The organism is Photorhabdus heterorhabditis (assembly GCF_018448905.1).
Classification (GTDB): domain Bacteria; phylum Pseudomonadota; class Gammaproteobacteria; order Enterobacterales; family Enterobacteriaceae; genus Photorhabdus; species Photorhabdus heterorhabditis.
The window spans coordinates 69295-85509 of record NZ_RCWA01000007.1; the positions used below are offsets into that span (position 1 = coordinate 69295).

Here is a 16215-nt window from a genome sequence, read left to right on the forward strand (position 1 = left end):
TTTTATCCAAATAATACAGAGAGATATGAATGCTTATAAACCACAAATTCAAGCTAATAAATCAGTTTTTGTATACTTCAACATGAAATAGATCACAGAAATTCTGCGTGGTAACTTTAGCCATTTCTTCAATACTTACGCCTTTGAGTACAGCCATATATTCCGCTACATCACGCACGTATGCAGGCTGATTTTCTTTGCCACGATGTGGCACGGGTGCAAGATAAGGGGAATCAGTTTCAATCAGAATACGATCCAACGGTACATATCTTGCCGCTTCACGAATTTGCTCTGCATTACGGAAAGTCACAATACCAGAGAATGAAATATAGAAGCCTAAATCCAGTAATTCTCTGGCGGTATCTTTATCTTCGGTAAAACAATGTAAAACACCACCACATTCTTGTGCCTGCTCTTCACGCAATACCCTCAAGGTATCATCACGAGCACTGCGGGTATGAACGATAACAGGCTTATTAAGTCTGCGGCCAATACGGATATGTTCACGAAATGAAGTTCGCTGTAGTTCAGCGTTATCCTGTTGATAATAGTAATCCAGCCCAGTTTCACCCAGAGCAACAACTTCATTGCCGGCAGCTAAATGTGCCAACTCATCAAAATCATAGCCTTCATCTAAATTAAGTGGATGAATACCACAGGAAAAAACGATATTTTCCCGCTCACCAATTAAAGTTTTCATTTGCCGGAAACCGGGTAGCGTCGTCGCTACTGCCAGCATAAATTTTACCTCCCGATCTGCCGCTTTTGCGACAACGTCATCTACATTTTTATGTAGCTTTTCATAATCAAGGCAATCGAGATGACAATGTGAATCAACTAACAACATATTAAACTCGTATACAAAAAAATTTCAGGGTTATGAATTAAACTGTTTTTCCCAATTAAGCAATTGCTCTGTCAGTAACAGCTCCCAATTTACGCCCACTACTGAAAGTAGCTGATGACGACAATATGTCCAGTCATTAACGCTTTGTAGTAAAACAATTGTAGTATGCATGGAACTCAATTGATAAATCAGCGTTTGTTGATCCTGATTGATGCAATAATTTGGGGACTGCTGCTGCCACTTGACCGCATCAAGTAACAAGCTGATGAGCCAATGAAGACGTTGCGGCGCATTTTCGTGATTTAATTGGGGTAAAAGTGACAAAGCATCACGTTTATCCAACGCCTGTTCAATAGCCTGACAAAACTGCCTCCGCACCTGCCATTGCTCCGGTTGCAGTAATTGCTCTGCCGCAACAGGAGCGCCTTGAGACAGTTTCAAAGCCGTCATTGCATCGTTCGAAGAAATTGAGGGTAACTGTTTTTGTAACCAATAAAGACTGCTCTCCACCTTGGGTACAGGTAAAAAATAATAAAAACAACGGCTACGTAAAGTTGCCAGAAGGCTGACTGGCTGCTGGCATTCCAACAAAAAATAGGTATATTCCGGCGGTTCTTCCAGTGTCTTCAATAATGCATTAGCCGCCGCGTCTGTCAAACCTTCCGCTGAAGGTAACCAAACAATTTTTACCCCACCTTGCTGGGAACGGCGATAGAGCGTTTCCGTAACCTGGCGTATCACCTCAACACCGATACTGGTTTTACCCTTTTCCGGTGACAAAATATGCCAATCTGGGTGGGTTTCTGCCATCATCAGACGGCAACTATGGCACTCTCCACAGCTTTTCATTTCCTGTTTATTCTGACACATCAACCAGCGGCTTAATCCGTATATCAATACATCAGCCCCTGATCCTGCATTAGCATGAAGCAATAAAGCATGATGACCACGTCCTTGTTGATGAGATTCTACCAACTGACGATATGCCTGATTAAGCCATGGATACCAGTTCATCAGCAATTTTCCTGCTGTTTCAACCATTGCTCAAGTACTTGGCAAATATCCGCTTGTACCCGCTCTATTGGTTGGGAAGCATCAACTGTCACAATACTCTTATCCTGTGCCGCAAATTCCAAATAACAACTACGAGTGCGATCAAAGAAATCCATCGATTCCTTTTCAATTCTGTCTAATTCCCCACGCTGACAGGCACGTAACAAACCAACTTTAGGAGGAAGGTCAAGATAAATAGTCAGATCAGGGCGAAAACTACCAAGGACAGCATCACGCAGCGAAGTCATCAAGTTTTTATCAATACCACGCCCTCCTCCTTGATAAGCCTGAGAAGAGAGATCATGACGATCACCGACAACCCATGAACCACGAGCTAAAGCAGGTTTAATTACATTTTCAACCAACTGAACCCTGGCTGCATATAGCATCAACACCTCTGCTTTATCAGTCAGAAGTTCACCTTCAATACCTTGCTTAATCAACTCACGCAATCTTTCTGCCAACGGTGTTCCTCCCGGTTCACGGGTGAACACTAAATCCTGAATACCATGCTGCTTCAATATTTCAACGACCGTTTTCATCGCTGAGGTTTTTCCGGCACCTTCCAGCCCTTCAATAACAATAAATTTGCTGTTCATTTGCCTTGTCTTAGTCCCTGACGGTAAATATTCACCGCCCTGTTATGTGCAGCCAGATTGGTCGTAAAAGTATGACCACCTTTACCATCCGCCACAAAATAGAGAAATTCGGTTTTTGCCGGATGCGCAGCGGCTTTTATTGAAGCCAGACCGGGCATGGCAATGGGTGTTGGTGGCAAGCCATTAATCATATAAGTATTGTATGGTGTCAATGTGGTTAAATCTTTGCGAAAAATAGTGCCTCTATATTTTTCACCTAAACCGTAGATCACCGTCGGATCAGTTTGTAGCCGCATATTTATTCGCAAGCGATTAATAAATACAGAAGCCACTTTTGTCCGCTCCGCTTCAACACTTGTCTCTTTCTCAATGATCGACGCCATGATCAACATTTCATAAGCATTTTTATAAGGTAGATCTTTAGCTCGTTCTTTCCATTCCTCTTCAAGCGTCATTTTCATCTGTCGGTATGCCCGTTTCAGTAACGCTATATCGCTTGTACCCGCCGTGTAGAGATAAGTATCAGGATAGAGCCATCCTTCTAAGGTATCTGTGTCCTTGATACCCATAATCTTAGCTAATTCCTGAGCATTTTTATCATCCAATTCATGCTTAATATACTCAGATTGTTGTAGTATTTTCCACCAATCAGACAAACGGCTGCCTTCAACAAAACGGACCGTGAATTGTGCCTCTTTACCACTGGAGAATAATTGCAACATTTCTCGCAAAGTCATTTCTCGTGTCAACTGGTAAGTGCCCGCTTTAAACTCGGCAAGTTTTGGCTCCAGCCTTAATAACCAAGGGAAAATATGGCTGTCTTCAATCAGACCATCCTGAACCAGTAATGTTTCCAAACTATTGCGACCAATGCCGGCTGGCAGTGTAAATATCAGATCTTGTTTAATTGCCAGTGTTTGATCTGCAAATTTTTCAACTTTTTTATAGCCCGCATAGAACAATATCACTACCACAATGACAATCAGAACCAATAGGGTAAAAAGGCGTTTTTTCCGTTTCATCGATTAATCACTTAAACACAGAATGAATTACAACTTCAAACATTCAGGAAGCAAATATTCATACAGCTCCCTTGACTGATATTTCCATGCAGGCCGATTTTCATGTACCTGAATTTCGTTGACAGGTATCACCGGCATTAACGAATTACAGACTATCACCTCGTCTGCACAAGCCAATGTCTCAGGGTAATGGTTTATACAGGAAAGGTAATAGTCACTTTCTGATAGTAACTGCATTATTCTTTCCCGCATCACGCCTTCAACGCCACAGCTCTGCAAGTCAGGAGTATACACATCCTTCCCTTTGCGCCAGAAAATGTTTGCAGTACAACACTCGACCAATAAACCATTTGTATCAAGTACCAAAGCTTCATCGGCATTTAATTTTTCGATAAATGATTTAATCAATACTTGTTCCAATCGGTTAAGATGTTTAATTCCAGCAAGATAGGGGTTTATCCCTATAGGTATTGGACTAAGTACTAAAGAAAGACCTTTTTCACGCAGCCTCAGATAGTGTTCGGGGTAAGGACTGAGAGACAAGATCTGATTTGGTTGTGTAAGTCCTTGAACGCTGTAACCACGTCCCCCAGTTCCACGGGAGAGGATAATCTTGAGTACGCCTTGTTCAGAAGTGGAAGCGATCTGCTTTATATGGCTTTCAAGCTGTTGCCAATTAAGTTGCGGAAGAGATAACTTTTCAACACCTTTTTGTAATCTTTTAATATGCAATGGCAAAAAAGCGGCTTGTCCTTGCTCTATTCTTACTGTTGTGAAACAACCATCACCGAATTGAATTGAACGATCATTCACAGGTAAGTAGTCACACAGCTCTCCATTAATCCAATGCATATGATTTTGTTCTTAATTACTCAAAAAGGCATTTCAACCAACTTATCAAGAAGCGGTATCATAGTATATAGCTGATATGAGTGCAAAAATGCTCGCAGAAATTGTCATAAAAAAGCTCCAATAACGATCAACTATTGGAGCTTTTTATTCTGGCGCCTTAAACTATTTACAAAATCATACTGAAAAGGTGGCTCTCAGTAGCATGTATTTGTAATATCAAGCTTTGCTTGTTAATAAAGTTTATACCTGTTATCTTTCAAGTTGCCTCTTTGTTGGCCGCACTCACTCACCCCGGTCACAGAGTTCTCTATGACATAGTTCTCTATGCTCCCGGGGATTCGCTCCCTTGCCGTCGCGATCCATCTTGAAATCTATTGGGTATAGATCTTACGGAAAATCAGTGAACCGTTCGTACCACCAAAGCCGAAAGAGTTACACAGTGCATATTCCATACCTTCTACCTTACGGGATTTGTTAGGAACAAAATCCAGACGGCAATTCTCATCCTGGTTTTCCAGGTTGATAGTTGGCGGAACAATCTGATCACGCAGTGCCAAAATTGTGAAAATAGATTCCACAGCACCAGCTGCACCCAGTAAATGACCCGTCATTGATTTGGTTGAACTGACTAAAACATCAGTACCTTCACCAAATACTGCTTCAACTGCATGGGCTTCCGCTAAGTCACCGGCAGGCGTTGAAGTGCCATGTGCATTGATATATCCCACTTGTTCAGTGGTGATGCCAGCATCTTTTAGCGCATTTTCCATCGCCAACGCAGCACCAGCACCATTTTCTGGTGGTGATGTCATATGGTAGGCATCACTACTCATGCCAAACCCAACGATTTCCGCATAAATTTTCGCGCCGCGTTTCTTCGCATGCTCGTACTCTTCCAGTACCAGGATACCTGCACCATCCCCCAGAACAAAACCATCACGGCCTTTATCCCACGGGCGGCTTGCACTCTGAGGAGCATCATTACGGGTAGACAAAGCACGGGCAGCACCAAATCCACCAACACCCAGAGGGGTGCTAGCTTTTTCTGCACCCCCTGCCAACATGATATCAGCATCATTGTAAGCAATAATACGAGCTGCATGACCGATATTATGCACACCTGACGTACACGCTGTAGCGATAGAAATACTTGGACCACGTAAACCGTAAATAATACTCAGATGACCTGCCACCATATTTACAATTGTGGAAGGTACAAAGAATGGACTGATCTTACGGGGACCATTAGCCACCAATGCTCCATGATTTTCCTCAATAAGACCCAAACCACCAATACCAGAACCAATAGCAGCACCAAAACGACTAGCATTGGCTTCTGTTACTTCGATTCCAGAATCTTCAATGGCTTGCACACCTGCTGCAATACCATATTGAATGAAATCATCCATCTTTCGTGCATCTTTGCGCGAAATATTAAAATCTTCATGATTAAAATCTTTAACCAGGCCAGCAAATTTAGTTGCATGGTGACTGGTGTCAAAATGATCAATCAGGCTGATACCACTCTGTCCGGCACAAACAGCTTTCCAAGAAGATTCAGCTGTAATACCGACAGGAGATAACATGCCTAGTCCGGTCACCACTACTCGACGCTTAGACACGCTTATCCTCCAGGGAGGGAAATAGAATTTAGGACAGAAACATAGGCGGTCGAGTGACCGCCTAGGTGTGTTCACTTATTTGCTTTCGTTCTGGACGTAATCAATAGCTGCCTGAACTGTCGTGATTTTTTCTGCTTCTTCGTCTGGAATCTCAATATCAAACTCTTCTTCCAGAGCCATTACCAGTTCAACTGTGTCAAGAGAATCAGCGCCCAAGTCATCAACAAAAGAAGCTGAATTAACAACTTCTTCCTCTTTAACACCAAGTTGTTCAACGATGATTTTTTTAACGCGTTCTTCAATAGTGCTCATGCTATTAAATTTCCTATCAAAATTCGCTTTCGCGATGGTTTTCGTAGTTTATAAAATACAGGAAAAGATGCAACCAAATCCCGGCTGGTCGAACCACAATCTTGCTCTATTTTGCGTTATTTAACACAAAAAATGCAACTGGTTCGCTCATTTTTTAGCTCATATACATGCCGCCATTAACATGTATTGTTTCACCTGTGATGTAGGCCGCTTCATCAGAAGCTAAGAAAGCCACAGCACTGGCAACTTCTTTCACATCCCCAAACCGCTTAACTGGTATGTCCTTCGAAAAACTTTCCAGCTGCTCATCTGGTAATGCTCTGAGCATATCAGTTTCGATAAACCCTGGCGCGACAACGTTGACCGTGATACCACGGGAAGCAACTTCACGAGCCAATGTTTTACTGAAACCAATAAGCCCGGCTTTCGCCGCCGCATAACTCGCTTGACCAGGGTTACCGACTGCCCCAACAACAGAACCGATAGAAATGATACGACCGTAACGTTTTTTTATCATAGGACGCATTGCCGCTTTTGACATGCGGAAAACGGAAGAAAGATTAGTGTCAATAACATTTTGCCACTCATCATCTCTTATGCGCATCACCAAGTTATCACAAGTAATACCTGCATTATTGACTAATATGTCAATTTCACCAAACTCTGTACGAATGGTAGACATAACCTGTTCAATAGATTCCAGATCAGTAACATTCAGTACAAACCCCTTACCTTTTTCACCAAGGTAAGCACTGATGACCTCAGCACCTTTTTCACTCGTTGCTGTACCAATAACACAGGCTCCACGTTCAGTGAATAACTCAGCAACTGCACGTCCGATTCCACGGCTGGCGCCTGTTACCAGTGCAATTTTTCCATCTAATCTCATGTTATCCTCAATTATTTTCCAATGCGGTTGCTAATGAAATTGTGTCATTAACCGCTGCTGCGCTTAAAGTATCGACAATTCTTTTAGTTAAACCTGTCAAAACCTTACCTGGCCCTATTTCTAATAGCTGTCCGACACTCTGTCCAGCAATAAATTCAACTGTTTCTGTCCAACGAACAGGATTATAGAGTTGTCGTACCAGTGCATCACGGATAGCTTCAGCAGATTGTTCTATTTTCACATCAACATTGTTTACCACTGGGAACTGAGGATGACTGAATTCAATTCCGTCCAAAACAACTGCCAACTTATCTGCGGCTGGTTTCATCAGTGCACAATGGGACGGCGCACTAACTGCCAAAGGCAGTGCACGTTTTGCGCCTGCAACTTTGCATGCAACGCCAGCACGTTCTACAGCCTCTTTCTCACCCGCAATAACAACCTGACCAGGTGAGTTAAAGTTAACAGGGGAAACAATTTGCCCCTGAGCTGCTTCTTTACAGGCTCTGTCAATAGACTCATTATCCAAGCCAATAATTGCATACATTGCACCAGTGCCTTCAGGTACAGCTTCTTGCATCAATTTGCCACGCAGTTCAACAAGTTTAATCGCTTGTTTGAAATCAATGACACCTGCGCAAACCAGTGCAGAATATTCACCCAGGCTATGTCCTGCCATTAGTGCTGGTGCTTTTCCACCTTTTTCCTGCCAAACCCGCCAAATAGCAACTGAAGCTGCCAGTAACGCGGGTTGGGTTTGCCATGTTTTATTCAGTCCTTCTGCCGGACCCTGTTGAACCAGTGCCCAAAGATCATATCCCAGCACACCAGCTGCTTCAGCAAAAGTGTGTTCCACAACCGGGAACTCTGCGGCCAAATCGGCCAACATACCAAGGGATTGAGAACCTTGGCCAGGAAATACCATTGCAAATTCAGACATGTTCATTTTCCTGTCAAATTAAAAACGTATCAGTGCTGAGCCCCAGGTAAGACCACCACCAAAAGCTTCAAGCAAAATTAACTGACCACGTTTAATCCGGCCATCACGCACCGCTTCATCAAATGCAGTAGGTACCGATGCCGCGGAAGTATTACCATGACGATCCAACGTCACCACCACTTTATCCATAGTCATATGTAACTTTTTAGCTGTCGCTACGATAATACGCAAATTGGCCTGATGAGGTACCAGCCAATCCAGCGCACTATGCGATAAATTATTAGCTTCTAATGTCTCATCAACCAAATTAGCCAACTCACGGACTGCAATTTTAAATACTTCATTACCAATCATACTGGCATACGCTGGTTCTTTCCGATCCTGGCGATCCTGATAAGGCAACACTAACAATTCACCATAGCTACCGTTTGCATGAAGGTGAGTTGAAAGAATCCCTGGCTCATCAGAAGCACCGACTACCATCGCACCCGCTCCATCACCAAACAGGATAAGGGTTCCGCGATCTTCTGGATTAAGCGTTCTGGTAATAGAATCAGAGCCGATAACCAACGCATGTTTTGCAGCACCGGTTTTAATGAACTTATCAGCAATACTCAGTGCATAAGCAAAACCAGAACAAGCCGCAGAAATATCAAAAGCAGCTGAATTTTGGGTACCCAACATGTGCTGAATTTGGCACGCAGAACTTGGGAAAGCATGACTGGATGAAGCCGTCGCCACAATGATTAAATCAATCTGATTTTTATCAATGCCAGACATTTCAATCGCTTTTTCCGCAGCCCTAAAACCCATAATTGCAACAGTTTCATCATCAGTAGCAATACGGCGTTCACGGACACCTGTACGGGTAACAATCCATTCGTCAGAGGTATCCACCATTTTTTCTAAATCAGCATTAGTGCGCACTTGCGCAGGCAAATAACTACCTGTACCTAAAATTTTTGTATACATGTATGTTCAGTCACTCTTGGGTAATGCTGTTTCCAGGCGTGCAGCAATTCTATCAGGAACCTGCCTTTCAACGGCCTGAACAGCCTGTTCGATTGCGGCTTTAAACGCATGTTCATTAGCCGCCCCATGGCTTTTGATTACTATTCCATATAATCCTAACAGACATGCGCCATTGTATTGGTCAGGGTTCAGGTGACCGAAGCGTTTTGTCATCCGTTTTTGCAACCACTTCTTGACTATTTTCAACAACCAGGAGAATCGTCTCTTTTGCCCATCCGATGATTTAAGCAGGGACAAAATAACTCTGATCGCCCCTTCCATCGTTTTCAACGTTACGTTACCTGCGAAGCCGTCACACACCAACACATCCGTTTTGCCTGTTAACAATTGATCGCCTTCTAGGTAACCAATGTAATTCATTGTTGGAATGTTTTTTAAAATAGTGGCGGCTTCGCGGATATTATCAAGCCCTTTACTCTCTTCTGTACCAATATTTAGTAATGCTACCCGAGGATTAACCATACCGACGACTTCCTCTGCCATCACTGAACCCATAATGGCGAATTGCACCAACATACGGCTATTGCAATTAACATTGGCACCCAGATCCAGTACCACAGTTTTTTGCTGTTCCAAGTTTGGCAATACTGTCATCAAAGCAGGTCTTTCTATGCCATCAATAGATTTTAGCATCAATTTGGACAACCCCATCAATACTCCGGTATTTCCTGCACTGACACACGCCCTCGCTTCACCAGATTTGACTAAATCCAGTGCAACTCGCATTGATGTTCCGCGGCTGGCTCGAATTGCCTGCGACGGTTTAGCATCATTAGCCACAACCTGTTCAGCAGGTACCACTTGTAAGCGACTGAGCAGTTCAGCATCGATATTTACAAGCAAAGGAGAAATGATATCGGGGAGTCCGACCAACAATAATTTAAGTTTAGGATTAGATGCCAGTGCCTGCAATGCAGCAGGCACTGTAACGCGAGGACCAAAGTCCCCGCTCATGGCATCTAACGCTAAAGTCAGATTAGTCAAGGTATCAACTTGCTAATGACTAGCGGAGATTATTTGTTGATGACCTTGCGGCCACGGTAGTAACCATCAGCAGTCACATGGTGACGCAGGTGAGTTTCACCAGAAGTTTTGTCTACAGATAATAATGGTGCAGTCAGTGCATCATGAGAACGACGCATACCACGTTTAGAACGAGTTGGTTTATTCTGTTGTACGGCCATTGACCTTACTCCTTAAGTACTTTTCTTTAAGCTGGCTAATACGGCAAATGGGTTTGGTTTTTCAGCCTCTGGAGGTAATTCACCAAATACCATGTCCGCGTCGGACACTTCACAGTGTTCAGAATCATGTACCGGAACCACCGGCAGAGAAAGAATTATTTCATCTTCAATCATCGCCAGCAAATCTATTTCGCCAAATTCGTCAACGCCAATTGGCTCATACTCTTCCGGTAATGCTTCAGCCTGTTCATCATTGACGACCGGGCTAAAACAATATGTTATGTGAACGTGATGACTGAAATTACCGCCACAACGCTGACACTGAAGCGTGACATCCACATCGGAATGCCCCCGTACAGCTGCCAGACGTTGATTATCTATCTGAAACGATAAAACGCTGTCTACATCTTTGTCCACGCTAACCACAGATTCCGCGATACGCAAAACTTGCTCAGGTGAATAACTACCTGTGTAGTCTAATCGTTTCTGAGCTGCGCGAAGCGCATCAATGGTCAGGGGTAATTTTACCTTTTGCATAAGGCGCGCATATTATCTTTGTAATGAGATATAGTCAAAGAAAAAGGCCACACATCTGCACCTTTCCGCCAAATATTCGCTTATTAAGCATTGCTTAGTTTAAAATGCCTACAATTATTTCGCCATGTATTTTGGAAAAATTATGACACAAATCATTTTAGCTTCCACATCAGTTTATCGCCGCATGTTAATGGAAAAACTCCGTCTGACCTTTATATGCGCGGCTCCAGAGGCTAATGAAACACCTCAAATTAATGAAAACGCTGAACAACTCGTTATGCGTCTGGCACAAGCTAAGGCACAGTCATTACAAGCAAAATATTCTCAACATTTAATTATTGGTTCTGATCAAGTTTGTGTTATTAACGACAAGATTACTGGCAAACCACATAGTTTCGAAAATGCCTTTAAACAATTACAGCAAGCGAGTGGTCATTGCGTCACCTTTTATACCGGTATTTCTCTCTTTAATAGTAAAACAGGGGAAATAGATACCCGTTGTGAATTATTCAATGTTCATTTCAGAGAGCTAACTCATGATGAAATCTGGGCTTATTTGAAAGCAGAAGAACCGCTTAATTGTGCTGGAAGCTTTAAAAGCGAAGGATTAGGAGTCACTTTATTTGAACGGCTTGAAGGGAAAGATCCGAATACGCTGATCGGCTTACCATTAATTACATTGACGGAATTATTAATCCGTCAGGGGATAAACCCACTGACGGCTACACGTTAATTACGTACAGTATCTTGACGCAACATTTTTATGCAATCGTGTAATTGTCCATCCATCGGTGCTTCAAGACGTAATGTCTCCCCTGTCGATGGATGAGTAAATTTCAACGCACTAGCATGTAAAAATAAACGATTAAGGCCCGTATCTGATAGCTGCGAATCAAAAGCCTTATCGCCATAACGATCATCAAAAGCAATCGGATGACCGGCATATTGAGCATGAACACGAATTTGATGAGTCCGGCCCGTTACTGGGCTGGCTCTCATTAGCGTTGCATTGGTAAAGCGTTCTTCTACTTTAAAGCGTGTTTCAGAAGGCTTACCTTCGCCATTCACCTTCACAATCCGTTCACCACTTTGCAAGATATTTTTCAACAATGGTGCTTGGACAGCCTTGCAATGTGATTGCCATTGTCCCCGTACCAAAGCCAAATAATCTTTCTGCATCTGTTTGAGCCGTAATTGCTCATGCAAGGCCCGTAGAGCTGAGCGTTTTTTCGCAATTAATAAAATTCCAGACGTATCACGATCCAAACGGTGCACTAGTTCAAGGAATTTTGCCTCTGGACGTAGAACCCGCAACCCTTCAATAACGCCAAAACTTAAACCACTGCCTCCATGCACAGCGGTACCTGAAGGCTTATTAATCACCAGAATATAGTCATCTTCATATAAGATACAGTCATCCAGTGCCGCGACTTTATGCAGTTTAGCTGAAACCGATACCTCTTGCCGTTCTGCGACCCGAACAGGTGGAATTCTAACCACATCTCCCGCAGACAATTTATACTCGGGTTTTACCCTGCCTTTGTTTACCCGAACTTCTCCTTTACGCACAATCCGGTAAATCATGCTTTTAGGAACACCCTTCAAACGCGCTAATAAAAAGTTATCAACGCGTTGTCCAGCCTCATCGTCATCTATAGTGACAAATTGTACAATTTGATTATTCGTTTTCATGACAGCGATTCTAATTATCACTCAAGCGGAGTGCTACTCATTTTTAAATATGAGTAAAAATCACACATACTTTCCGCCAGTGACCTTTCCCTGTTTAAGACAAAGACCAAATATTAACTATTTATTCATATTTCATCAGAAAAAGCTCTTAAAGGCATAAAGTCACCTTGCTATCACCCCAACAGCAATGGAATAATGCGCAGGTACCGTCAGTTTTTTTAATTCTGAATGGCGAAGTTAAATGTTTGTTCTTTATTTGATTGCACAAAAGCGCAGCAATGGCGTAAGACGTACTGGGGAATCAAATAATTAGCGGGCTACGGGTAGCAGCTTACTGGGATTGGACCAAATCCGCTTCATTTATATTTGCAGATTATTCCTGGGAAAGAGCGCTGTTTTTTAAGTGAAAATTCAGGCTCACCGAAAATATGCGTCTCTATACAAACGACAACCGGGAGGTTGGCGGATTTGTAAAAGACACGAGACCATCGGTTACTAGTAGCTCATCTATATTTGCCCGTAGCTCTATAACTAATGTAAAAATAATGAGTAAGTTACAATGAAAAGAATGCTAATCAACGCAACTCAACAAGAAGAGTTGCGTGTTGCTCTGGTTGACGGGCAACGCCTTTATGATTTGGATATCGAAAGCCCAGGACATGAGCAAAAAAAAGCAAATATCTACAAAGGTAAAATCACCCGAATTGAACCTAGCCTGGAAGCCGCTTTTGTTGATTATGGTGCTGAAAGGCATGGTTTCCTTCCTATCAAAGAAATAGCCCGCGAATACTTTCCTAATAACTACCATCCCCACGGTCGCCCTAATATCAAAGATGTTTTGAGGGAAGGCCAGGAAGTTATTGTTCAAGTCGATAAAGAAGAGCGTGGTAACAAAGGCGCAGCATTAACCACTTTTATCAGTTTGGCGGGTAGTTATCTGGTATTGATGCCAAACAATCCCCGCGCTGGCGGTATTTCCCGCCGTATCGAAGGTGATGATCGTACAGAACTGAAAGAAGCCTTGGCATCTTTAGAAGTGCCAGAAGGAATGGGACTGATTGTCCGCACCGCAGGCGTCGGTAAATCCGCAGAAGCACTACAGTGGGATTTATCATTCCGTCTCAAGCACTGGGAAGCCATCAAAAAAGCCGCCGAAAGCCGCTCTGCTCCGTTCTTAATCCATCAAGAAAGCAATGTTATTGTCCGTGCTTTCCGTGACTATCTGCGACCAGACATTGGTGAAATATTAATCGACAATCCTAAGATTCTCGATCTGGCACGTCAACATATCACCGCACTTGGCCGCCCGGATTTCACCAGCAAAATTAAGCTGTACAGTGGTGAAGTTCCTCTGTTTAGCCATTATCAGATTGAATCACAGATTGAATCTGCGTTTCAACGTGAAGTTCGCCTGCCATCAGGTGGCGCTGTAGTTATCGATACCACAGAAGCATTAACAGCGATTGATATTAACTCTTCCCGTGCAACACGCGGGGGCGATATTGAAGAGACAGCTTTTAACACTAACCTTGAAGCAGCCGATGAAATTGCTCGTCAGTTACGCCTGCGTGACCTCGGTGGCCTGATTGTTATCGACTTTATCGATATGACACCAGTACGCCATCAACGCGAAGTAGAAAACCGTCTACGTGATGCTGTCCGTCAGGATCGTGCCCGTATTCAAATTGGTCGTATTTCCCGCTTTGGCTTGCTAGAGATGTCTCGTCAGCGTTTGAGTCCATCTCTGGGTGAATCCAGTCATCACGTTTGTCCGCGTTGTAGCGGCACCGGCACTATTCGTGATAACGAATCTCTATCATTGTCCATCTTACGTCTGATTGAAGAAGAAGCACTGAAAGAGAACACGCATCAAGTACATGCTATTGTGCCGGTACAAATTGCGTCATACCTGTTAAACGAAAAACGCCAGGCGGTCAGTGCAATCGAACGCCGTCAGGGAGATGTTGGCGTAGTGATCGTTCCTAACGATCAAATGCAAACCCCACACTTCTCTGTTCTGCGCGTGCGTAAAGGTGAAGAAGTTTCTACCTTAAGTTATCTGTTGCCTCAGTTGCATGAAACTGGCGCAGTAAATCCGCAAGAAGATATCCAGCCTGAACGTAAACGTCCTGAGCAACCAGCTATCTCTGCTTTTGCCTTGCCAACCGATGCACCGGCACAACAACCATCAAATAAAGCAAAAGAGAAAAAGCCTAACCGTCCTGCTCAGACTAAAATAGAACAACCTAGTCTCTTAAAGCGTTTCTTAACTGCCTTGAAAAAAATGTTCAGCGCAGAAGAAGAAAAAACAGTCCAGAGAAAAGACAACAAATCATCTGGTCATGATAACCGCCGCCCTTCCGAGCGACGCAACCAGCGCCGTCAGCATTCACGTAAAGATCGTGATGATAGTAACCTGCGTGATGAGCAACGTAATAACCGTGATCGGGATGAACAACGGAAAAATCGTAATACTCAGCAGAAAAATAGCATTCAGGATAACAACACCATAGATATCGCTGCTCATGAAACTCAGCAACAGCAACGTCGTGAGCAACGAGCAGAACGTCAACGCCGTCGTCAGGAAGAAAAACGTCAGCAACAGCTTGAAACGAATAAACCAGAAGTTGCTGAAAATGAGAATGAGGTTGAAGAATGCTTACCGGTTATTCCTCGCCGTCAGCGCCGTCAGCTTGAGCAAAAAATCCGTATTACAGATGAAGTGAAAGAAACTACAGCTGTCATCACTTCCCTATCCGCGCCTGTAATCACGGAAGAACAATTACCAGCACCAATTGAAATACGGGCTGAAACAGCTCAACCACAGCAACCGACGGAAAATAAAGAGCAACAAGACAATGTTATGCCGCGTCGCTCTCGTCGCTCTCCTCGCCATCTCCGTGTGAGTGGTCAGCGCCGCCGCCGTTACCGTGATGAGAGAAATCTGCCTCAATCACCGGTACCATTATCTATGGCTGTTGCATCACCAGAAATGGCTTCTGGGAAAGTTTGGGTTCGCTACCCGGTGGTTCCTATTTCCAGCGAAACTCCTGAAGAAACCTCTGTAGCTGAACAACAAGTCGTTAAGCAACCGCATGAGGCCCTGCCAATAATAGTGACAGAAACAGCACCTGCAATGATAGTTACGACAGAACCTAAACAAATCATCACTGACTTACCTAGAGTAGAGGTACCAGAAGATTATCAGGATGAAATCAAACCAGAAGCAGCCATTGCAGAAAAAAATGATGCTGTCTTGCAGCAAAATAAATCATTACAACAAGAACTATCAGTTATTGAACCTGTTGCAATAACACCGGTGACTACTGAACTCGAACAATACCCTCAGATAAAAGAAATTGTCGTTCCTAAAGAAATTTCGGAAGTGGCCGTTGTTAAAGAGTGTGAAGCTGAAACAATTAAACAACCTGTTGCTATAGTTAAAAGTCATTACGCTTACGCGCCAATGACCAAAGCACCAGCCCCAGAGATGATTGAACAACTTGTTATTATCAGTGAATGGCAACGACCTTTTTCCCATTTCGAAGGGAAAGGGGGAGCAGGAGGCCATTCAGCGACTAACTCAGCTACTTCTCCGATGGCTAAGCCACAATTTTTTGAATAACAACATTAT

16 protein-coding genes are annotated in these 16215 nt (G+C 43.4%); 2 read left to right on the forward strand and 14 right to left on the reverse strand.

The window, feature by feature from the left end; all coding sequences use genetic code 11:
- Nucleotides 1-61 precede the first annotated feature (61 nt).
- The 13 genes from EAE89_RS06320 to yceD all read right to left on the reverse strand — a co-directional run bounded on the left by EAE89_RS06320 (nt 62) and on the right by yceD (nt 10889).
- Nucleotides 62-847 carry a metal-dependent hydrolase gene (locus EAE89_RS06320; protein WP_054480693.1) on the reverse strand — a complete coding sequence of 262 codons (786 nt, stop codon included), beginning with the start codon at nt 845-847 and terminating at the stop codon, nt 62-64.
- 30 nt (nt 848-877) lie between these two features.
- Complete coding sequence (gene holB / locus EAE89_RS06325) at nt 878-1861, reverse strand: DNA polymerase III subunit delta' (protein WP_054480691.1); 984 nt, start codon at nt 1859-1861, stop codon at nt 878-880.
- Nucleotides 1861-2499 carry a dTMP kinase gene (gene tmk, locus EAE89_RS06330; protein ID WP_054480689.1) on the reverse strand — a complete coding sequence of 213 codons (639 nt, stop codon included), beginning with the start codon at nt 2497-2499 and terminating at the stop codon, nt 1861-1863. Before tmk ends, holB begins: the two co-directional genes overlap by 1 nt.
- The gene (mltG, locus tag EAE89_RS06335; protein WP_054480688.1) at nt 2496-3521 is read right to left on the reverse strand and encodes an endolytic transglycosylase MltG; all 1026 of its coding nucleotides are present in this window, start codon (nt 3519-3521) and stop codon (nt 2496-2498) included. The genes tmk and mltG overlap by 4 nt, the downstream gene beginning before the upstream one ends.
- Before the next feature lie 27 nt (nt 3522-3548).
- Entirely contained in the window at nt 3549-4373 is an 825-nt protein-coding gene (pabC, locus tag EAE89_RS06340) for an aminodeoxychorismate lyase (RefSeq protein ID WP_054480686.1), read from the reverse strand.
- Nucleotides 4374-4744: 371 nt separating this feature from the next.
- Nucleotides 4745-5995: a beta-ketoacyl-ACP synthase II gene (gene fabF / locus EAE89_RS06345; RefSeq protein ID WP_054480684.1), complete on the reverse strand. Its 1251-nt coding sequence runs from the start codon at nt 5993-5995 to the stop codon at nt 4745-4747.
- Between the two features lie 75 nt (nt 5996-6070).
- Complete coding sequence (gene acpP, locus EAE89_RS06350; protein WP_015833846.1) at nt 6071-6307, reverse strand: acyl carrier protein; 237 nt, start codon at nt 6305-6307, stop codon at nt 6071-6073.
- Between the two features lie 154 nt (nt 6308-6461).
- Nucleotides 6462-7196, reverse strand: a complete 735-nt coding sequence (gene fabG / locus EAE89_RS06355) for a 3-oxoacyl-ACP reductase FabG (protein WP_214085558.1) — start codon at nt 7194-7196, stop codon at nt 6462-6464.
- Between the two features lie 7 nt (nt 7197-7203).
- On the reverse strand, nt 7204-8136 hold the full coding sequence (fabD, locus tag EAE89_RS06360; RefSeq protein ID WP_214085559.1) for an ACP S-malonyltransferase: 933 nt from the start codon (nt 8134-8136) through the stop codon (nt 7204-7206).
- A gap of 18 nt (nt 8137-8154) precedes the next feature.
- Nucleotides 8155-9108 (reverse strand): beta-ketoacyl-ACP synthase III, encoded by a 954-nt coding sequence (locus EAE89_RS06365; protein WP_054480678.1) that lies wholly within the window; start codon nt 9106-9108, stop codon nt 8155-8157.
- A gap of 6 nt (nt 9109-9114) precedes the next feature.
- Nucleotides 9115-10152 (reverse strand): phosphate acyltransferase PlsX, encoded by a 1038-nt coding sequence (plsX, locus tag EAE89_RS06370; RefSeq protein WP_072161927.1) that lies wholly within the window; start codon nt 10150-10152, stop codon nt 9115-9117.
- 29 nt (nt 10153-10181) lie between these two features.
- A complete protein-coding gene (gene rpmF, locus EAE89_RS06375) occupies nt 10182-10352 on the reverse strand; it encodes a 50S ribosomal protein L32 (protein ID WP_011147057.1) in 171 nt (56 codons plus the stop codon).
- Nucleotides 10353-10364: 12 nt separating this feature from the next.
- On the reverse strand, nt 10365-10889 hold the full coding sequence (gene yceD / locus EAE89_RS06380) for a 23S rRNA accumulation protein YceD (RefSeq protein WP_054480676.1): 525 nt from the start codon (nt 10887-10889) through the stop codon (nt 10365-10367).
- 142 nt (nt 10890-11031) lie between these two features.
- Here yceD and EAE89_RS06385 point away from each other — a divergent pair, with 142 nt between their 5' ends.
- The gene (locus EAE89_RS06385) at nt 11032-11622 is read left to right on the forward strand and encodes a Maf family protein (protein ID WP_054480675.1); all 591 of its coding nucleotides are present in this window, start codon (nt 11032-11034) and stop codon (nt 11620-11622) included.
- Here the strand turns inward: EAE89_RS06385 and rluC are convergent.
- Nucleotides 11619-12581 carry a 23S rRNA pseudouridine(955/2504/2580) synthase RluC gene (gene rluC / locus EAE89_RS06390; protein WP_054480673.1) on the reverse strand — a complete coding sequence of 321 codons (963 nt, stop codon included), beginning with the start codon at nt 12579-12581 and terminating at the stop codon, nt 11619-11621. The genes EAE89_RS06385 and rluC overlap by 4 nt on opposite strands.
- 559 nt (nt 12582-13140) lie before the next feature.
- Between rluC and rne the strand changes: the two genes are divergently transcribed.
- Nucleotides 13141-16206 (forward strand): ribonuclease E, encoded by a 3066-nt coding sequence (rne, locus tag EAE89_RS06395; RefSeq protein ID WP_054480671.1) that lies wholly within the window; start codon nt 13141-13143, stop codon nt 16204-16206.
- Nucleotides 16207-16215 lie beyond the last annotated feature (9 nt).